Source organism: Ramlibacter alkalitolerans (genome assembly GCF_016722765.1).
Lineage (GTDB): Bacteria > Pseudomonadota > Gammaproteobacteria > Burkholderiales > Burkholderiaceae_C > Ramlibacter > Ramlibacter alkalitolerans.
In genome coordinates this window covers 44337-58535 of record NZ_JAEQND010000020.1, presented here as the reverse complement: position 1 = coordinate 58535, position 14199 = coordinate 44337, and the positions used below count along the sequence as shown (strand labels likewise).

The following is a 14199-nucleotide window of genomic DNA, read 5'->3' as shown; positions in this document are numbered from 1 at the left end:
CGCCCGGTGCAACGGCCGCGCAAGGCGGCCGCTTTCGCGACAAGAAGAGGATTTCCCCCATGTTCGGAGCATTCCGACGCTATCTGTCCACGGACCTGGCCATCGACCTGGGTACCGCCAACACCCTGATCTTCGTGCGCGACAAGGGCATCGTCCTGGATGAGCCTTCGGTGGTGGCGATCCGCCACGAGGGCGGCCCGCAAGGCAAGAAATCCATCCAGGCCGTGGGCCACGAGGCCAAGGCCATGCTGGGCAAGGTGCCCGGGAACATCGAGGCCATCCGCCCGATGAAGGACGGCGTGATCGCCGACTTCACCGTGACCGAGCAGATGCTCAAGCAGTTCATCAAGATGGTCCATCCCCGGTCCGTCCTGAAGCCCAGCCCGCGCATCATCATCTGCGTTCCCTGCGGTTCCACCCAGGTGGAACGGCGCGCGATCCGCGAGTCCGCGCTCGGCGCCGGCGCCTCCGAGGTCTACCTGATCGAGGAGCCGATGGCCGCCGCGATCGGTGCCGGCCTGCCCGTCTCCGAAGCCTCCGGTTCCATGGTGGTCGACATCGGCGGCGGCACCACGGAGGTCGGCGTGATCTCCCTGGGCGGCATGGTCTACAAGGGCAGCGTGCGCGTGGGCGGCGACAAGTTCGACGAAGCGATCATCAGCTACATCCGCCGCAACTACGGCATGCTGATCGGCGAGCCCACCGCCGAAAGCATCAAGAAGCAGATCGGCTCCGCCTTTCCCGGCAGCGAGGTCAAGGAAATGGAAGTCAAGGGCCGCAACCTCTCCGAGGGCGTGCCGCGCAGCTTCACGATCAGCTCCAACGAAATCCTGGAAGCACTGACCGATCCGCTGAACAACATCGTGTCGGCGGTCAAGAACGCGCTCGAGCAGACGCCGCCGGAACTGGGCGCCGACATTGCCGAGCGCGGCATGATGCTCACCGGCGGCGGCGCCCTGCTGCGCGACCTCGATCGCCTGCTCGCCGAGGAAACGGGCCTGCCCGTGCTGGTGGCGGAAGATCCGCTCACCTGCGTGGTGCGCGGCTGCGGCATCGCCCTGGAACGCATGGAACGGCTGGGCTCGATCTTCACTTCCGAATGACGGAATGCGCCGCGCCGCGCGCACGCGGCGACGGATGACACGCCGGCTCCGCGCGGCGTGACAATATGCTGACCTTTGTCATTTCGTCATGAAGCGAAGCGAAGTCATTCCGTCATGCCACTAGGCACTCTCGACCGCACTCCACCGCCTTTCTTCAAGCAGGGACCGTCAGCACTCTCCAAGCTGATGGTCTGCAGCGCGCTGGCGCTGTTCCTGATGGTGGCCGACGCGCGCTTCAAGATCACGCAGCCGGTACGCTCCGCGATGGCCACGGTGCTGTTCCCGGTGCAGTGGGTGGCGATGCGTCCGGTGCTGGCGGTGCGCACCGTGCAGGACTACTTCACCACCCTCAACACGGCGCTGCAGAACGAGGAGGCGGCCCGCCGCAAGCTGGTGCTGCAGTCGCAGCGCGCCAACCAGGTCGAGGAGCTGGCGCTGGAAAACGCCCAGTTACGCAAGTTGCTCCAGTTGCGCGAGCGGCTGAACACGCCGACCCAGACGGCCGAAGTGCTCTACGACGCCGCCGACCCCTACACCCGCCGCGTCGTCATCGACAAGGGCCTCGCCCAGGGCATCGACCCCGGCTCGCCGGTGATCGATGAATCCGGCGTGATCGGGCAGGTGACGCGCGTGCATCCCCTGATCAGCGAGGTCACCCTGGTGACGGACACCGAGCAGGCCATCCCCGTGATCAACACCCGCACCGGCGTGCGCGGCATCACCTATGGCGACGCCGGCCGCTACGGCAGCGGCGGGCTGGAGCTGCGCTACATGGCCGCCAACGCCGACGTGCAGCCGGGCGACCTGCTCACCACCAGCGGCGTCGACGGCGTCTACCCGCCCGGCATCCCGGTCGCCAAGGTGGCCAAGGTGGACCGCCGGCCGGATTCCGCCTTCGCCAAGATCGTCTGCAACCCGCAGGCGCTGGTGGCGGGCGCGCGCCACGTGATGGTGCTCAAGCCGCTGCTTTCGCAGATCCCGCCGCGGCCGGCGCCGGAGGACGCGGCGCCGCTGAAGAAGGGTCGCAAATGAGGAAGCCGACCGCATGATCATGCGTCCCGGGCAGCCGCTGTTGCTGCCGGCCAATCCGTTCTTCATCTGGTTCACGCTGATCTTCGCGATGATGATCAACATGCTGCCGCTCGGCCGGCTGCCGTGGATGCCGGACGTGCTGGCCATCGTCATCGTGTTCTGGAGCGTGCACCAGCCCCTGCGCATCGGCGTGATCGCCGCCTTCGTGTTCGGGCTGGCGATCGACGTGCACCAGGCCTCGCTGCTGGGCCAGCACGCGCTGGCCTACACCACGCTGAGCTACTTCGCGATCACCATCCACCGCCGGCTGCTGTGGTTCAAGGTGCCCTCGCAGGCAGTGCAGGTGCTGCCGCTGTTCGCCGCGGCGCACGGCATCGAGCTGGCGATCCGCATGCTCGGCGGCGCGCCCTTCCCCGGCGTCACCTTCCTGCTGTCGCCCGTGGTGGAAGCCGCGCTGTGGCCGGTGGTGAGCGTGTTGCTGCTCTGGCCCCAACGCAGGGCGCCCGATCCGGACGAGAATAGACCGCTCTAGGAAGGTCTGAAGTCCCATGACCGAACTGCGCAACGTCGAAGCCGACCTGTCCCGATTCCGCGGCCGCGTGCTGGTCGCCAGCGTCGCCGTGCTGCTGCTGTTCCTGCTGCTGGTCTCGCGGCTGGTGGTGCTGCAGGTGGTGCGCCACGAGGAGCTCGACGAACAGGCCGAGGCGAACCGCACGGCCATCGTGCCGATCGTGCCGAACCGCGGCCTCATCCTGGATCGCAACGGGATCGTGCTGGCATCCAACTACTCCGCGTACACGCTGGAGATCACGCCCTCGCGGCTGTCGCGGCCGCTCGACACCGTGATCGACGAACTGACGCACGTGATCGACATCCAGCAGCGCGACCGCCGCCGCTTCAAGAAGCTGCTGGAGGAAAGCAAGAGCATCGACTCGCTGCCGCTGCGCACCAAGCTCAGCGACGAGGAAGTGGCGCGCTTCACCGTGCAGCGCTTCCGCTTCCCCGGCGTGGACATCAAGGCCCGCCTGTTCCGCAACTACCCCTACGGCGAACTCGCCAGCCACGCCATCGGCTACATCGGCCGGGTGAACCAGGCCGAGAAGAAGGTGATCGAGGACTGGCCGGAAGAAGAGCAGGCCAACTACCGCGGCACCGAGTACATCGGCAAGCTGGGCGTGGAGCAGAGCTACGAGAAGCAGCTGCACGGCATCACCGGCGTGGAGCAGGTCGAGACCTCCGCCGGCGGCCGCGCGGTGCGCAAGCTGGCGTCCACGCCCGCCACGCCGGGCAACACCGTGCGCCTGTCGATCGACATCAAGCTGCAGAAGCTGGTGGAAGACCTGTACGGCGACCGCCGCGGCGCGCTGGTCGCGATCGACCCCAAGACGGGCGAGGTGCTGGCCTTCGTGAGCAAGCCGACCTTCGATCCCAACCTGTTCGTCGACGGCATCGACCAGGAGAACTGGCAGGCGCTCAACGAGTCGATCGACAAGCCGCTGCTCAATCGCGCGCTGCGCGGCACCTATCCGCCCGGCTCCACCTTCAAGCCCTACATGGCCCTCGCCGCGCTGGAGACCGGCAAGCGCCGGCCCGAGCAGGCGATCTCGGACCCGGGCTTCTTCTGGTTCGGCGGCCACCAGTTCCGCGACGACAAGCCGGGCGGCCACGGCACGGTGGACATGTACCGCTCCATCGTCCAGTCCTGCGACACCTACTACTACATCCTGGCCAACGACATGGGCGTGGACCTGATGCACGAGCAGCTGTCGCACTTCGGTTTCGGCGAGGTGACCGGCATCGACATCCAGGGCGAATCCAAGGGCCTGCTGCCTTCCACCGAGTGGAAGCGCAAGGCCTACCGCCGGCCCGAGCAGCAGAAGTGGTACGCGGGCGAGACGATCTCGCTGGGCATCGGCCAGGGCTACAACAACTTCACGCCGCTGCAGCTCGCCACCGCGATGGCGACCATCTCCAACCCGGCCGGCGCGCGCATGAAGCCGCACCTGGTCAAGGAGATCGTCGACACCACCACCAAGAAGGGCGAGCCGGTGGCGCCGCAGCAGATCGGCCAGCTCACCGCCAAGCCCGAGAACCTGGCGATCATCCGCAAGGCCATGGTGGGCGTGACCATCGAGGGCACCTCGGCCGCCGCCTTCCGGGGAGCCGGCTACACCAGCGGCGGCAAGACCGGTACGGCGCAGGTGGTGGGCATCGCGCAGGGCGCCAAGTACAGCCACGCCAACACCGAGGAGCGGCACCGCGACCACGCGCTGTACATCGCCTACGCGCCGGCCGACGACCCGAAGATCGCGATCGGCATGATCGTGGAGAACGCCGGCTTCGGTGCCGCCGCCGCCGCGCCGATCGCGCGCCGAGCCTTCGACTACTACCTGCAGGGCCTGTACCCGAGCGAGGAAGACATCGCCGCCGTGAAGTTGGGCAAGGCGACGACGCCGATCGGCACGCCGCGGCCCGCCGCCGAAGCCGCCTGGCCGCCGGCCAGCAGCGCCGCCGCCGGCGCGCCCACGATGCCGGCCAGCGCCGGTGCGATGCCGCAGGCCGCCGTGCAGTCCGGGCAGCTGATCGCCGCCGCGTTCTCGCCGGTGGCGAACGCGACGGTCGGCACGCCGACGGCGGGAACGAACGTGTGGGCTCCGCGCTGGCGCGAGGCGCCGGCCTCCTATGCGCCGGCGGCGGGCGCCAAGCCGGCGGCCAGGGCGGCCTCGGCACCGAGGCCCTTGCGCACCGCGCAGGTTCCGCCGCGGCCGGTCAGGGTGCCGCCGGAACGGTCTGCGGCCGCTGCGGCCACGCCTGCGGCACCGGCGGAGTGATCCCCGCAGCCTGCAGCAGCCAGGCCGTCACCGCCTCCGGCATCGCCAGCACGTGGCCGGGGAAGGGCCCGGAAGGAAAGCCGACGTGGCCGCCCTGCGCCGGCTGCCAGAGCGTCATCGTGGCACTGATGTCGGCGGCCTGCGGCAGGCTCGCGGCGGGCACGAAGGGATCGTTCAGGGCGTTGAGCGCCAGCGCCGGGATGCGGATGCGGTGCAGGTGCGGCTTGGCCGAGGCGCGCGCCCAGTAATCCTCGACGCCGGTGAAGCCGTGCACCGGCGCGGTGAAGATGTTGTCGAACTCGTAGAGGTCGCTGGCGCGCAGCAGGGCCTCGCGGTCGAACAGGCCCGGGTGCTGCGCCCACTTCTGCAGCGCCTTGGGCTTCATGGTGTGCAGGAACATGGTCGTGTAGACCATGCGGTTGAAGCCCTTGCCGATGTGGTGCCCGCCGGCGGCCAGGTCGAGCGGCGAGCACACCGCGGCGACCGCCTGCGCCAGGTCCGCGGCGCGCTCGCCGGCCTCGCCCGCCCAGCGCAGCAGCGCGTTGCCCCCCAGTGACACGCCCACGGCCACGATGGGGCCCTGGTGCTGCTGGCGCAGGCGCCGCAGGATGAAGTCGATCTCCGCATGGTCGCCCGAGTGGTAGGCGCGCGGCGCGAGGTTCAGCTCGCCGCTGCAGCCGCGAAAGTGCGGCACCACGAAGGTCAGCTGAGCGCGCCAGGCGACGTCCGCGAAGGCCTCCGCATAGTGGCTGCCCGAGGAGCCCTCGAGGCCGTGGAAGAGCACGACCAGCGGCCGGCGCGCCGCGCCCTCGCCGGCGAGGACATCCACGTCGACGAAGTCGCCGTCGGGCGTGGTCCAGCGCTGGCGCGCGAAGGCCGGCACGGTGCCGCGCGTGCGGCGTGCGAACAGGGCCGGCCAGATCGTCTGCAGGTTGCCGCCCGGCAGCCACCAGGGCGCGGCGTAGCCCTGCAGGCCGCCGCTAGTGGAGGACCGCTGGGGCATCCGACACTTCCTGGATGTCTCCCGTGGTGCCCGGGCTCGCGTGGTGCGCCACGAGCCGCCAGCCCTGGGCCGTGCGGTGGTAGATGTTGGTCGCGATCACCCAGGCGCTGGTCAGGCCGCCGGGCGTGAGGACCTCCACGCGCTCGACGACGTTGTGCACGCTGCTGGTCACCGAGCCGATCTTGCGCACCCGCTCCGGCCAGGCCCGCACGGGCCCCTCGGCGAACATGGCTTCGAAGGTGGCGCGGATCGCGGTGGCGCCCACCACGCGCGGGCCGCCGGGATGGATGCAGAAGATCTCGTCCTCGTCGGCCCAGCACCCCATCAGCTTCTCGATGTCGCCGCGCTGCAGGGCATCGTAGAAGGCGGCCTCCACGTCGTCGGCATCGCCGTCGAGACTGGCCGCCTGGAGCTTCGACTTGCGCATGGTCACGGTATCTCCTGATTGTGCCGACACCCGCTCACGCGAGCCAGCGGCGCACCACGTCTTCCATCTCGCCCTGCGCAGCCTGCCACACCAGTTCCGGCGCCGCGACGTGAATGCCGGGGCGGGCCCGCCGCAGCGCCAGCGAGAGCAGCTCCGCCACCTTCACGGCCCGCACCGGCTGCTCGGCCGAGGGCACCATGTACTTGAACACGCCAAGCATCCAGTGGGCCAGCCGTGAAAGCGCACTCTCGCGCCGCTCCGTCGCCGGCTTCTGCGCCGAGCGCAGGATCAGCAGGCGCTCGAAGCCGAGGCTGGCCACCGCATGCTCGTCGAGGCTGGCCAGCCCGCGCTTGAGCGCTTCGGGCAGGCGGCCCGGCGCATGCGGCAGCACGACGGCGAAGGTGCGCACGCCGCTCGCGCGCATCCAGCGCGCCAGCGCCGGCAGCTGCTCGGGCGCCGGCGTCCACAGCGCGCGTTCGCGGTCGTAGAACAGCCGCGGCGGATCGAACAGCACCACGCCGACATCTGCCCGGGCCGGCGGCCAGCCGCCGGGCTCAGGCGCGGGCACGAGCAGCGTCTGCACGTTGCGCATGCCTTCGGTGACCGGCTCGCGGGCGAGCACCTGGGTGGTCTCATAGGCGGAGGAGCCGGCCAGCCGCCGCAACACCTCGTTGCCGAGCGCACCGGTGGCGCCGGCGATCAGCAGCCGCGGCCGTCCGGCGGATGGGTGCGGGCGCGAAGCGGCCCGCAGCACTTGAAGCGGGTCCTGCGCCATCCCATCTATGCTACCGTCGACAGCTTAGCCGAGGTGGAACCGACATGAAGAAGTGGCTGCTGATCCTGGCTGTGCTCGCGTCCCTTTCCGGATGCGGCTACAACGATTTCCAGCGTCTGGACGAACAGACGAAGTCGGCGTGGGCCGAGGTGCTGAACCAGTACCAGCGCCGCGCCGACCTGGTGCCCAACCTCGTGGCCACGGTCAAGGGCGAGGCGAACTTCGAGCAGGACACGCTGCGCCAGGTGGTGGAGGCGCGGGCGAAGGCGACCTCCGTGCAGGTCACGCCGGAGACCCTGAACGATCCCCAGGCCTTCCAGAAATTCCAGCAGGCGCAGGGCGAGCTTTCCAGCGCGCTGTCGCGGCTGCTGGTGGTGAGCGAACGCTACCCGGACCTGAAGGCCAACCAGTCCTTCCGCGACCTGCGCGTGCAGCTCGAAGGCACCGAGAACCGCATCACCGTGGCGCGCAACCGCTACATCCAGGCCGTGCAGGAGTACAACGTGCTGGCGCGCAGCTTCCCGACCAACCTCACCGCGATGGTCTTCCACTACGCGCCGAAGGCGAACTTCACGGTGCAGAACGAGGCGCAGATCTCGGTGCCGCCGACGGTGGATTTCAGCAAGCCGTCGAACCCCGGCACCGTGCCGCCGCCGGTCTCGCCCGCCTCGCCCGCCCGTTGAGGCGATGCGCATGACGTGCAGGCTGGGCTGCGCGCAGCGCACACCAGCCATGGCGCTGGTGTGTGCGGTGCTTGCTGGTGTTCGCTGCGCGAAGACCAGCCTGCGGGGCGCCGCCGGGCTGCTCGTGCTCTGGCTGGCGGGCGCCTGCTTCGCCCAGGACGTGCTGCCGGTGCCCGAGCTCACCGCCCGCGTGATCGACCAGACCAGCACGCTCGACGCCATCCAGCGCAAGGGCCTGGAAGACAAGCTCGCCGCGTTCGAGCAGAAGAAGGGCACGCAGATCGTGATGCTGCTGGTGCCCACCACGCAGCCGGAAGACGTCGCCAGCTACGCCAACCGTGTGGCCAACGCCTGGAAGATCGGCCGCAAGGAGGTCGGCGACGGCGTCGTCGTGATCGTCGCCAAGGACGACCGCAAGGTGCGCATCGAGGTGGCCAAGACGCTCGAAGGCGCGGTGCCCGACCTCGCGGCCAAGCAGATCATCGACGAGGCCATCACGCCGCGCTTCCGCCAGGGCGACTTCGCCGGCGGGCTGCAGGCCGCGGCCGACCAGCTGATCGCGCGCATCTCCGGCGAGCCGCTGCCGGCGCCGGCACAGCCGCGCACCCGGGGCGAGCCGCAGGGCGGCGGCGGCTTCGACTTCTTCAACCTCGCGATCCTGCTGTTCATCGCCGTTCCGGTGGTCGGCGGCGTGCTGCGCGCCATGTTCGGCCGCAAGCTCGGCTCGATGGTCACCGGGGGCGGCATCGGCTTCCTGGCCTTCCTGTTCACGTCCAGCGTCGTGATCGCCGTGATCGCCGCGATCGTCGGCCTGCTGTTCTCGATGATGTCGGGCGGCGGACCGTTCGGCGGCCGCCGGCGCGGCTGGGGCGGGCCGGTGATCTTTCCCGGTGGCGGTTGGGGTGGAGGAGGCGGCGGCGGTGGCTTCGGCGGCGGCGGCGGCTTCGGTTCGGGCGGCGGGGGCGATTTCGGCGGCGGCGGCGCCTCGGGAGACTGGTGATGATGCAGCGCTTCCAACGCATGTTGCGGCACCGCTGGGTCGACGACGCCGACACGCGGCGTGCGATCCCGCCCGCGCTCGTGCAGCGCCTGGCGGACCGGGTGGCTGCCAGCGAGGCGCGCCACGGCGGCGAGATCCGCATCTACATCGAAGCCGGCCTGCCCCTGAGCTACCTGTGGCGCGACGCCGCCCCGCGCGAGCGCGCGATCGCCATGTTCGGCAAGCTGGGCGTCTGGGACACCGAGCAGAACAACGGCGTGCTCATCTACCTGCTGCTGGCGGAACACGCGATCGAGGTGGTCGCCGACCGCGGCCTGGCGCGCCACGTGCCGCAGGCGCACTGGCAGGAGATCGTGCGCAGCATGGGCGATGCCTTCCGCGCCGGCCGCTACGAGGAAGGGCTGGTGCAGGCGGTCGACGAGGTGACGGCGCTGCTGGTGCAGCATTTTCCGCTGCGCGGGGGCGAGGCGAATCCGAATGAGCTGCCGGACGAGCCGGTGCTGGGGTGAGGGCTGCGGGTGGTGACGGAGGTAGGCTGGCGGTGAGCCGCGTCAGCGCGAACCCCAGCGATGCGCGAAAGCGCTGGGGTTCCGGCGCTGGCGCGCGTCACCACCAGCCTACAGGATCCCACACCGCGCTCCTGCGGCAGTAGCATGGGCGCGAGGTCTCCATGCTCACAGGTCAACGCTGCGTCGTCACCGGCGCGAGCTCCGGCATCGGGCTCGCGATCGCGCGTGCCTTCGGCGAGGCCGGCGCGGCGGTGCTGGTGCACTACCACTCGCATTCCGGCCAGGCCAGCGAGTTGGTCGACGAGATCCGCCGGCGCGGCGGCACGGCGCACGGGGCGCAGGCCGATCTCGGCCAGCCAGCCGGATGCGAGCAGTTGCTGCAGCAGGCGACGCGCCTGCTCGGTGGCATCGACGTGCTGGTGGCCAACGCCGGCATCCAGAAGGACGCCGCGTTCACCGAGCTGACGCTGGAGGACTGGCGCCAGGTCATGGACCTGAACCTCACCGGCCAGTTCCTGTGCGCCCAGCACGCCGTGCGCGCGTTCCGCCGGCAGGGGCCCGATGCGCAGCGCTCGCGCGCCCTCGGCAAGATCATCTTCATCAACTCGGTCCACCAGCGCATCCCGTGGGCGGGGCACGCCAACTATGCGGCGGCCAAGGGCGGCCTCAAGCTGCTGATGGAGAGCATGGCGCAGGAGCTCGCGGCCGAGAAGATCCGCGTCAACGCCATCGCGCCCGGTGCGATCCGCACGCCGATCAACGAGGACGCGTGGTCCACGCCCGAGGCGATGGAAAAGCTGCTGCAGCTGATTCCGTACGGCCGCATCGGCGAGCCGGAAGACGTCGCGCGCGCGGCCGTGTGGCTGGCCTCCGACGCCGCGGACTACGTGGTCGGCACCACCCTGTTCGTCGACGGCGCCATGTCGCTCTATCCCGCCTTCCGCGAGGGCGGCTGATGGCCTACGCGCCCATCGAGGACCACGCCCTGCTGGCCGACTGCCATGGCGCCGCCCTCGTGACGCGCACGGGCGACGTCGACTGGTGCTGCTTCGGCCGCTTCGATGCCGAGCCGGTGCTGTGGGGCGTGCTCGATGCGCGGCAGGGCGGGCGCTTCCAGCTCGCCCCGGTGCGCCCGGGCCGCAGCGAACGCGCCTACCTGCCCGAGACCTTCGCGCTGCGCACGCTGCACCACTGCGATGGCGGCACGGTGGCGATCACCGATTTCATGCCGGCGCGCCGCCGCCCCGACAGCGCCAGCACCATGCAACCCGGGCGCGAGAACGAGGGCATGCTGGTGCGCATGGTCGAAGGGCTCGCCGGCCGCGTCGAGCTGCAGCTGCGTTTCGCGCCGCCTGCTGCCGGCTTCGCCGACGCGCAGCCGGCGGACGCGCGGCTGTACTGCGACACCCGCCCGGACCAGCCGCACGGCGCGCACGAGGAACTGCTGCAGATCGGCGCCGGCGAGCGCCGCACCTTCGTGCTGTCCCCGCCCTGCCACCAAGCGGTGCAGGCCGCGCGCGCGCCGCAGCACCTGCTGGACGAAACCAGTGCCTTCTGGGAAGGCTGGTGCGCCCGCTGCGCCTACAGCGGCGACTACGCCGATGCGGTGCGGCGCAGCGCGCTCACGCTCAAGGCGCTGACCTATGCGCCGACCGGCGCGATCGTCGCCGCCGCCTCGACCTCGCTGCCCGAGCAGCTCGGTGGCGTGCGCAACTGGGACTACCGCTACACCTGGCTGCGCGACGCCTCCATGGTGCTGCAGGCCTTCGCCACGCTGGGCTACACGGAGGAAGCGCGCCAGTTCTGCGGTTTCCTGCAAACCTGCTGCGCCAACTCGCCGGTGCGCCTGCAGGTGCTGTACGGCATCGGCGGCGAGATCGAAGTGGGGGAACGCTGCCTGGCGCACGTCGAGGGCCATCGCGGCTCGCGGCCGGTGCGCGTGGGCAATGCCGCCGCGCAGCAGGTGCAGATCGACATCTACGGCGAGCTGGCGGACTGGGCCCTGGCCTACCAGCAGCTCGGCGCCCCGCTGGACGAACAGCTCGCGCGGGTCGTGCGCGGCGCGGCGGACCACGTGGCGCGGCACTGGGCGGCGCCGGACCAGGGCATCTGGGAACTGCGCGACGCGCCCCGGCACAACGTGCACAGCAAGGCCTTCGCCTGGGTGGCGCTGGACCGCGCGATCCGCATGCTGGGGCCGCAGCCGGCCTGGGAGCAGGCGCGCGCCGAAGTGCTGCAGTGGATCCTGCGCCACGGCCTGCACCGCGGCGGCACCCACCTCGTGCAGGCCGCAGGCTCGGAGCAGGTCGATGCCTCGCTGCTCACGCTGCCGCTGCTGGACCTGCCGCTGGACGCCGGCCTGCTCGCACGCACCGTGTCGGCGGTGCAGGAGCAGTTGCAGGACGACTGCTTCGTGCTGCGCTACCGCAACCCGGACGGGCTGCCGGGCAGCGAGGGCGCGTTCCTGATCTGCAGCTTCTGGCTGGTGGATGCGCTGCTCGCGACCGGCCGCGCGGACGAAGCACGGCGCCTGTTCGAACGGCTGCTGGGCCTGTCGAACGACCTGGGCCTGTTCGCCGAGGAAGTGCAGGCCGGCGACGGCAGCTTCCTCGGCAACTTCCCGCAGGCCTTCACGCACCTGGCGCTGGTCAACAGCGCGGTGCACCTGGAGTTGCACAAGCACGGGGGCGACGCGGCCCTGCGCGGCACGCAGGCGGATCGCGCCGCGCGGGCCGTGCGCCTGACCGGCGCGCGCCGGCTGTAGTTACTCGCGCACTTCGCCGTTGGGCTTGAGCAGCGCCATGCCGACGTAGCTGCCGCCGTGGCGGAAATTGGGCTTGAAGTCGACGACGTAGCCGCCCGTGTCGAAGCGGCCGAGCGCCGACAGCGCCTTGTGCAGCGAGGCACGCGTGACGTTGCTGCCGGCGCGCCGCATGCCTTCGGTCAGCACCTTGGCGGCGATGCAGGACTCGAGCGCCGTCACCGACATCAGCTCCTTCTGGCCGGAACCGGTCCACGCCTCGTTGCACTCGCGCACCACCGCCACCGCGTGCGAGCGCGGCGTCGGCACGGTGATCGCCACCGAGACGCCGGAGGCGTCGGGGCCGAGCGCCTTGGCGAGCTGGCTGGCGCCGGCGAAGGACAGGCTGGTCGTCATGTAGACGCGGCCCTGCGCCTTGAGCTTCTTGAGCATCTGCGCCGCCGGCGCATAGAGCGTGGTCACGACCAGCACGTTGGGGTCGGAGGCGACGACCGCGCGCACGTTGGCTTCTGTGACCTCCGCGTTGCGCTTGATGGCCACCGACACCGGCGTGCGGTTGAATTTCTTCAGCACCTCGGCGACCGTCTCGAAGTTCTGCTTGCCGACCGTGTCGTCGTAGTGCAGCACCGTGACCTTGGTGTTGCCGAGGTTGCCCCAGAAGTTGATGATCTTGCCGATCTCGTCCGCATAGGTGGCACGCACCGTGTAGACGTACTCGTTCTGCTTGCGGATGGTGTCCGCGCCGGTGAAAGGCGCGAAGAAGGGCACCTTGTGTTCGACCACCTGCGGCATGGCGGGGATGCTGAGCGTGGACGAGGCAAAGCCGAACAGCGCGACGGCGTTGTTCTCCTCCACCAGCTTCTTCGCGTTCTCCGCCGAGAGCTTCGTCTCGTTGTGGTCGTCCAGCGTCACCAGCTTGATCTTCGCGCCGGCGATGCCGCCGGCCTCGTTGACCTTGTGGAAATAGGCCAGGGCGCCGTTGCGGATGTCGTTGCCGAGTTCGGCGTTGCCGCCGGTCAGCGGGGCGGACTGGCCGACGATGATTTCCTGGGCCAGGGCTGGCGCTGCGGCAAGCAGCAGCGCGCAGGCAAGAATGCGCATGGGGGACCTCCTCACAACGAGCGGACGGCCGTCTGGAGCGGCGGTTTGCAGCCAAGCCTACTCCTGCTCGACCGTGCATACCACTCCGGACAGACCCGGAGTGGTGCGGATGCGCCAGTCGCGGGGCCGGCGCGCCCCACGGCGGACCGCGCCTGCGGCAGCATTGGGGAAAAGCCCGAGAAGACCATGAGTGATCCCTGGCCCCGCACCCTCTGGATTGTCCGCCACGGACAGAGCGCCGGCAACGTTGCGCGTGACGCCGCCGAGGCGGCCGGCCACGCGCTGATCGACGTGGAGCACCGCGACATCGACGTGCCGCTGTCGGCCCTCGGCGTGGAGCAGTCGCGCGCCCTGGGCCGCTGGTTCGGCGAACTGCCGACGGGCCAGCGCCCGCAGGTCGTCCTGTGTTCGCCGTATGTGCGGGCGCGCCACACGGCGGGGCTGATCCTGGAGGAAGCGGGGCTGCGCACCGGCGCCGACGTGCGCCTGCGCGTCGACGAACGGCTGCGCGAAAAGGAATTCGGCATCCTGGACCGCCTGACCAAGTTCGGCATCCAGCAGAAGTATCCCGAGCTGAACGACCAGCGCGGGCACGTCGGCAAGTTCTACTTCCGCCCGCCCGGCGGCGAGAGCTGGTGCGACGTGATCCTGCGGCTGCGCAGCCTGACCGAGATGATGACGCGCGAGCACGGCGGCGAACGCGTGCTGGTCGTGGCGCACCAGGTGATCGTCAACTGCATGCGCTACCTGCTGGAGAACCTGGACGAGGCGCAGATCCTGGCGATCGACAAGCTGGGCGACGTGCCGAACTGCGCCGTCACGTCCTACCAGCTCGACGACGCGGCGCGCTGCCTGCAGCCGCACCTGGTCAACTTCGTGGCGCCGCTGCTCGAGGCCGGCGCCCCGGTGACGGCGGAGAAGGACGTGCCCGGCGCGCCCAAGCCATGAGCCGCCGGACCGCAAGGCGAATCCCG

The 14199-nt window shown here is 70.3% G+C and carries 14 protein-coding genes; 10 read left to right on the top strand and 4 right to left on the bottom strand.

The genetic code is table 11. The features are described 5' to 3' along the window. Nucleotides 1–59 precede the first annotated feature (59 nt). The 4 genes from JI746_RS26200 (at nucleotide 60) to mrdA (ending at nucleotide 4966) form a co-directional block, all read left to right on the top strand. Nucleotides 60–1103: a rod shape-determining protein gene (locus JI746_RS26200; RefSeq protein ID WP_169422959.1), complete on the top strand. Its 1044-nt coding sequence runs from the start codon at nucleotides 60–62 to the stop codon at nucleotides 1101–1103. 114 nt (nucleotides 1104–1217) lie between these two features. Beyond that, nucleotides 1218–2135: a rod shape-determining protein MreC gene (mreC, locus tag JI746_RS26195; protein WP_201693260.1), complete on the top strand. Its 918-nt coding sequence runs from the start codon at nucleotides 1218–1220 to the stop codon at nucleotides 2133–2135. Between the two features lie 13 nt (nucleotides 2136–2148). After that, nucleotides 2149–2667, top strand: coding sequence for a rod shape-determining protein MreD (mreD, locus tag JI746_RS26190; RefSeq protein ID WP_201693259.1), 519 nt, complete (start codon nucleotides 2149–2151; stop codon nucleotides 2665–2667). A gap of 16 nt (nucleotides 2668–2683) precedes the next feature. Further along, on the top strand, nucleotides 2684–4966 hold the full coding sequence (gene mrdA / locus JI746_RS26185) for a penicillin-binding protein 2 (protein WP_201693258.1): 2283 nt from the start codon (nucleotides 2684–2686) through the stop codon (nucleotides 4964–4966). On the opposite strand, the gene JI746_RS26180 is transcribed toward mrdA, so the two are convergent. From JI746_RS26180 to JI746_RS26170, 3 genes are read right to left on the bottom strand one after another with little or no spacing between them, the layout of a single operon-like run. Continuing rightward, entirely contained in the window at nucleotides 4905–5969 is a 1065-nt protein-coding gene (locus JI746_RS26180; protein WP_201693257.1) for a YheT family hydrolase, read from the bottom strand. The two genes, mrdA and JI746_RS26180, sit on opposite strands and share 62 nt — an antisense overlap. Further along, entirely contained in the window at nucleotides 5947–6396 is a 450-nt protein-coding gene (locus JI746_RS26175; protein ID WP_201693289.1) for a YybH family protein, read from the bottom strand. The genes JI746_RS26180 and JI746_RS26175 overlap by 23 nt, the downstream gene beginning before the upstream one ends. Before the next feature lie 34 nt (nucleotides 6397–6430). Further along, nucleotides 6431–7171, bottom strand: coding sequence for a Rossmann-fold NAD(P)-binding domain-containing protein (locus JI746_RS26170; RefSeq protein ID WP_201693256.1), 741 nt, complete (start codon nucleotides 7169–7171; stop codon nucleotides 6431–6433). A 44-nt stretch (nucleotides 7172–7215) separates the two neighbouring features. On the opposite strand from JI746_RS26170, the gene JI746_RS26165 reads away from it, so the two are divergent. From JI746_RS26165 to JI746_RS26145, 5 genes are all read left to right on the top strand, one after another. Then, complete coding sequence (locus JI746_RS26165) at nucleotides 7216–7854, top strand: LemA family protein (protein ID WP_201693255.1); 639 nt, start codon at nucleotides 7216–7218, stop codon at nucleotides 7852–7854. A gap of 49 nt (nucleotides 7855–7903) precedes the next feature. Next, nucleotides 7904–8854 carry a TPM domain-containing protein gene (locus tag JI746_RS26160; protein ID WP_201693288.1) on the top strand — a complete coding sequence of 317 codons (951 nt, stop codon included), beginning with the start codon at nucleotides 7904–7906 and terminating at the stop codon, nucleotides 8852–8854. Then, nucleotides 8854–9363 carry a TPM domain-containing protein gene (locus JI746_RS26155; RefSeq protein ID WP_201693254.1) on the top strand — a complete coding sequence of 170 codons (510 nt, stop codon included), beginning with the start codon at nucleotides 8854–8856 and terminating at the stop codon, nucleotides 9361–9363. Before JI746_RS26160 ends, JI746_RS26155 begins: the two co-directional genes overlap by 1 nt. 161 nt (nucleotides 9364–9524) lie before the next feature. Then, nucleotides 9525–10319: a 3-oxoacyl-ACP reductase FabG gene (gene fabG / locus JI746_RS26150; RefSeq protein ID WP_201693253.1), complete on the top strand. Its 795-nt coding sequence runs from the start codon at nucleotides 9525–9527 to the stop codon at nucleotides 10317–10319. Beyond that, nucleotides 10319–12127 (top strand): glycoside hydrolase family 15 protein, encoded by a 1809-nt coding sequence (locus JI746_RS26145; protein WP_201693252.1) that lies wholly within the window; start codon nucleotides 10319–10321, stop codon nucleotides 12125–12127. Before fabG ends, JI746_RS26145 begins: the two co-directional genes overlap by 1 nt. Here the strand turns inward: JI746_RS26145 and JI746_RS26140 are convergent, their stop codons facing one another. Then, entirely contained in the window at nucleotides 12128–13225 is a 1098-nt protein-coding gene (locus JI746_RS26140) for an ABC transporter substrate-binding protein (protein WP_201693251.1), read from the bottom strand. A 186-nt stretch (nucleotides 13226–13411) separates the two neighbouring features. Between JI746_RS26140 and JI746_RS26135 the strand changes: the two genes are divergently transcribed. Further along, the gene (locus JI746_RS26135; protein WP_201693250.1) at nucleotides 13412–14173 is read left to right on the top strand and encodes a histidine phosphatase family protein; all 762 of its coding nucleotides are present in this window, start codon (nucleotides 13412–13414) and stop codon (nucleotides 14171–14173) included. The last annotated feature ends 26 nt before the right edge of the window (nucleotides 14174–14199 follow it).

Coding starts and splice junctions, on each gene's coding strand:
- JI746_RS26170 (WP_201693256.1), bottom strand. CDS start 7,171: ATGGCGCAGGACCCGCTTCAAGTGCTGCGGGCCGCTTCGCGCCCGCAC.
- JI746_RS26180 (WP_201693257.1), bottom strand. CDS start 5,969: ATGCCCCAGCGGTCCTCCACTAGCGGCGGCCTGCAGGGCTACGCCGCG.
- JI746_RS26145 (WP_201693252.1), top strand. CDS start 10,319: ATGGCCTACGCGCCCATCGAGGACCACGCCCTGCTGGCCGACTGCCAT.
- JI746_RS26135 (WP_201693250.1), top strand. CDS start 13,412: ATGAGTGATCCCTGGCCCCGCACCCTCTGGATTGTCCGCCACGGACAG.
- JI746_RS26200 (WP_169422959.1), top strand. CDS start 60: ATGTTCGGAGCATTCCGACGCTATCTGTCCACGGACCTGGCCATCGAC.
- JI746_RS26160 (WP_201693288.1), top strand. CDS start 7,904: ATGGCGCTGGTGTGTGCGGTGCTTGCTGGTGTTCGCTGCGCGAAGACC.
- JI746_RS26165 (WP_201693255.1), top strand. CDS start 7,216: ATGAAGAAGTGGCTGCTGATCCTGGCTGTGCTCGCGTCCCTTTCCGGA.
- JI746_RS26155 (WP_201693254.1), top strand. CDS start 8,854: ATGATGCAGCGCTTCCAACGCATGTTGCGGCACCGCTGGGTCGACGAC.
- JI746_RS26140 (WP_201693251.1), bottom strand. CDS start 13,225: ATGCGCATTCTTGCCTGCGCGCTGCTGCTTGCCGCAGCGCCAGCCCTG.
- mrdA (WP_201693258.1), top strand. CDS start 2,684: ATGACCGAACTGCGCAACGTCGAAGCCGACCTGTCCCGATTCCGCGGC.
- JI746_RS26175 (WP_201693289.1), bottom strand. CDS start 6,396: ATGCGCAAGTCGAAGCTCCAGGCGGCCAGTCTCGACGGCGATGCCGAC.
- mreC (WP_201693260.1), top strand. CDS start 1,218: ATGCCACTAGGCACTCTCGACCGCACTCCACCGCCTTTCTTCAAGCAG.
- mreD (WP_201693259.1), top strand. CDS start 2,149: ATGATCATGCGTCCCGGGCAGCCGCTGTTGCTGCCGGCCAATCCGTTC.
- fabG (WP_201693253.1), top strand. CDS start 9,525: ATGCTCACAGGTCAACGCTGCGTCGTCACCGGCGCGAGCTCCGGCATC.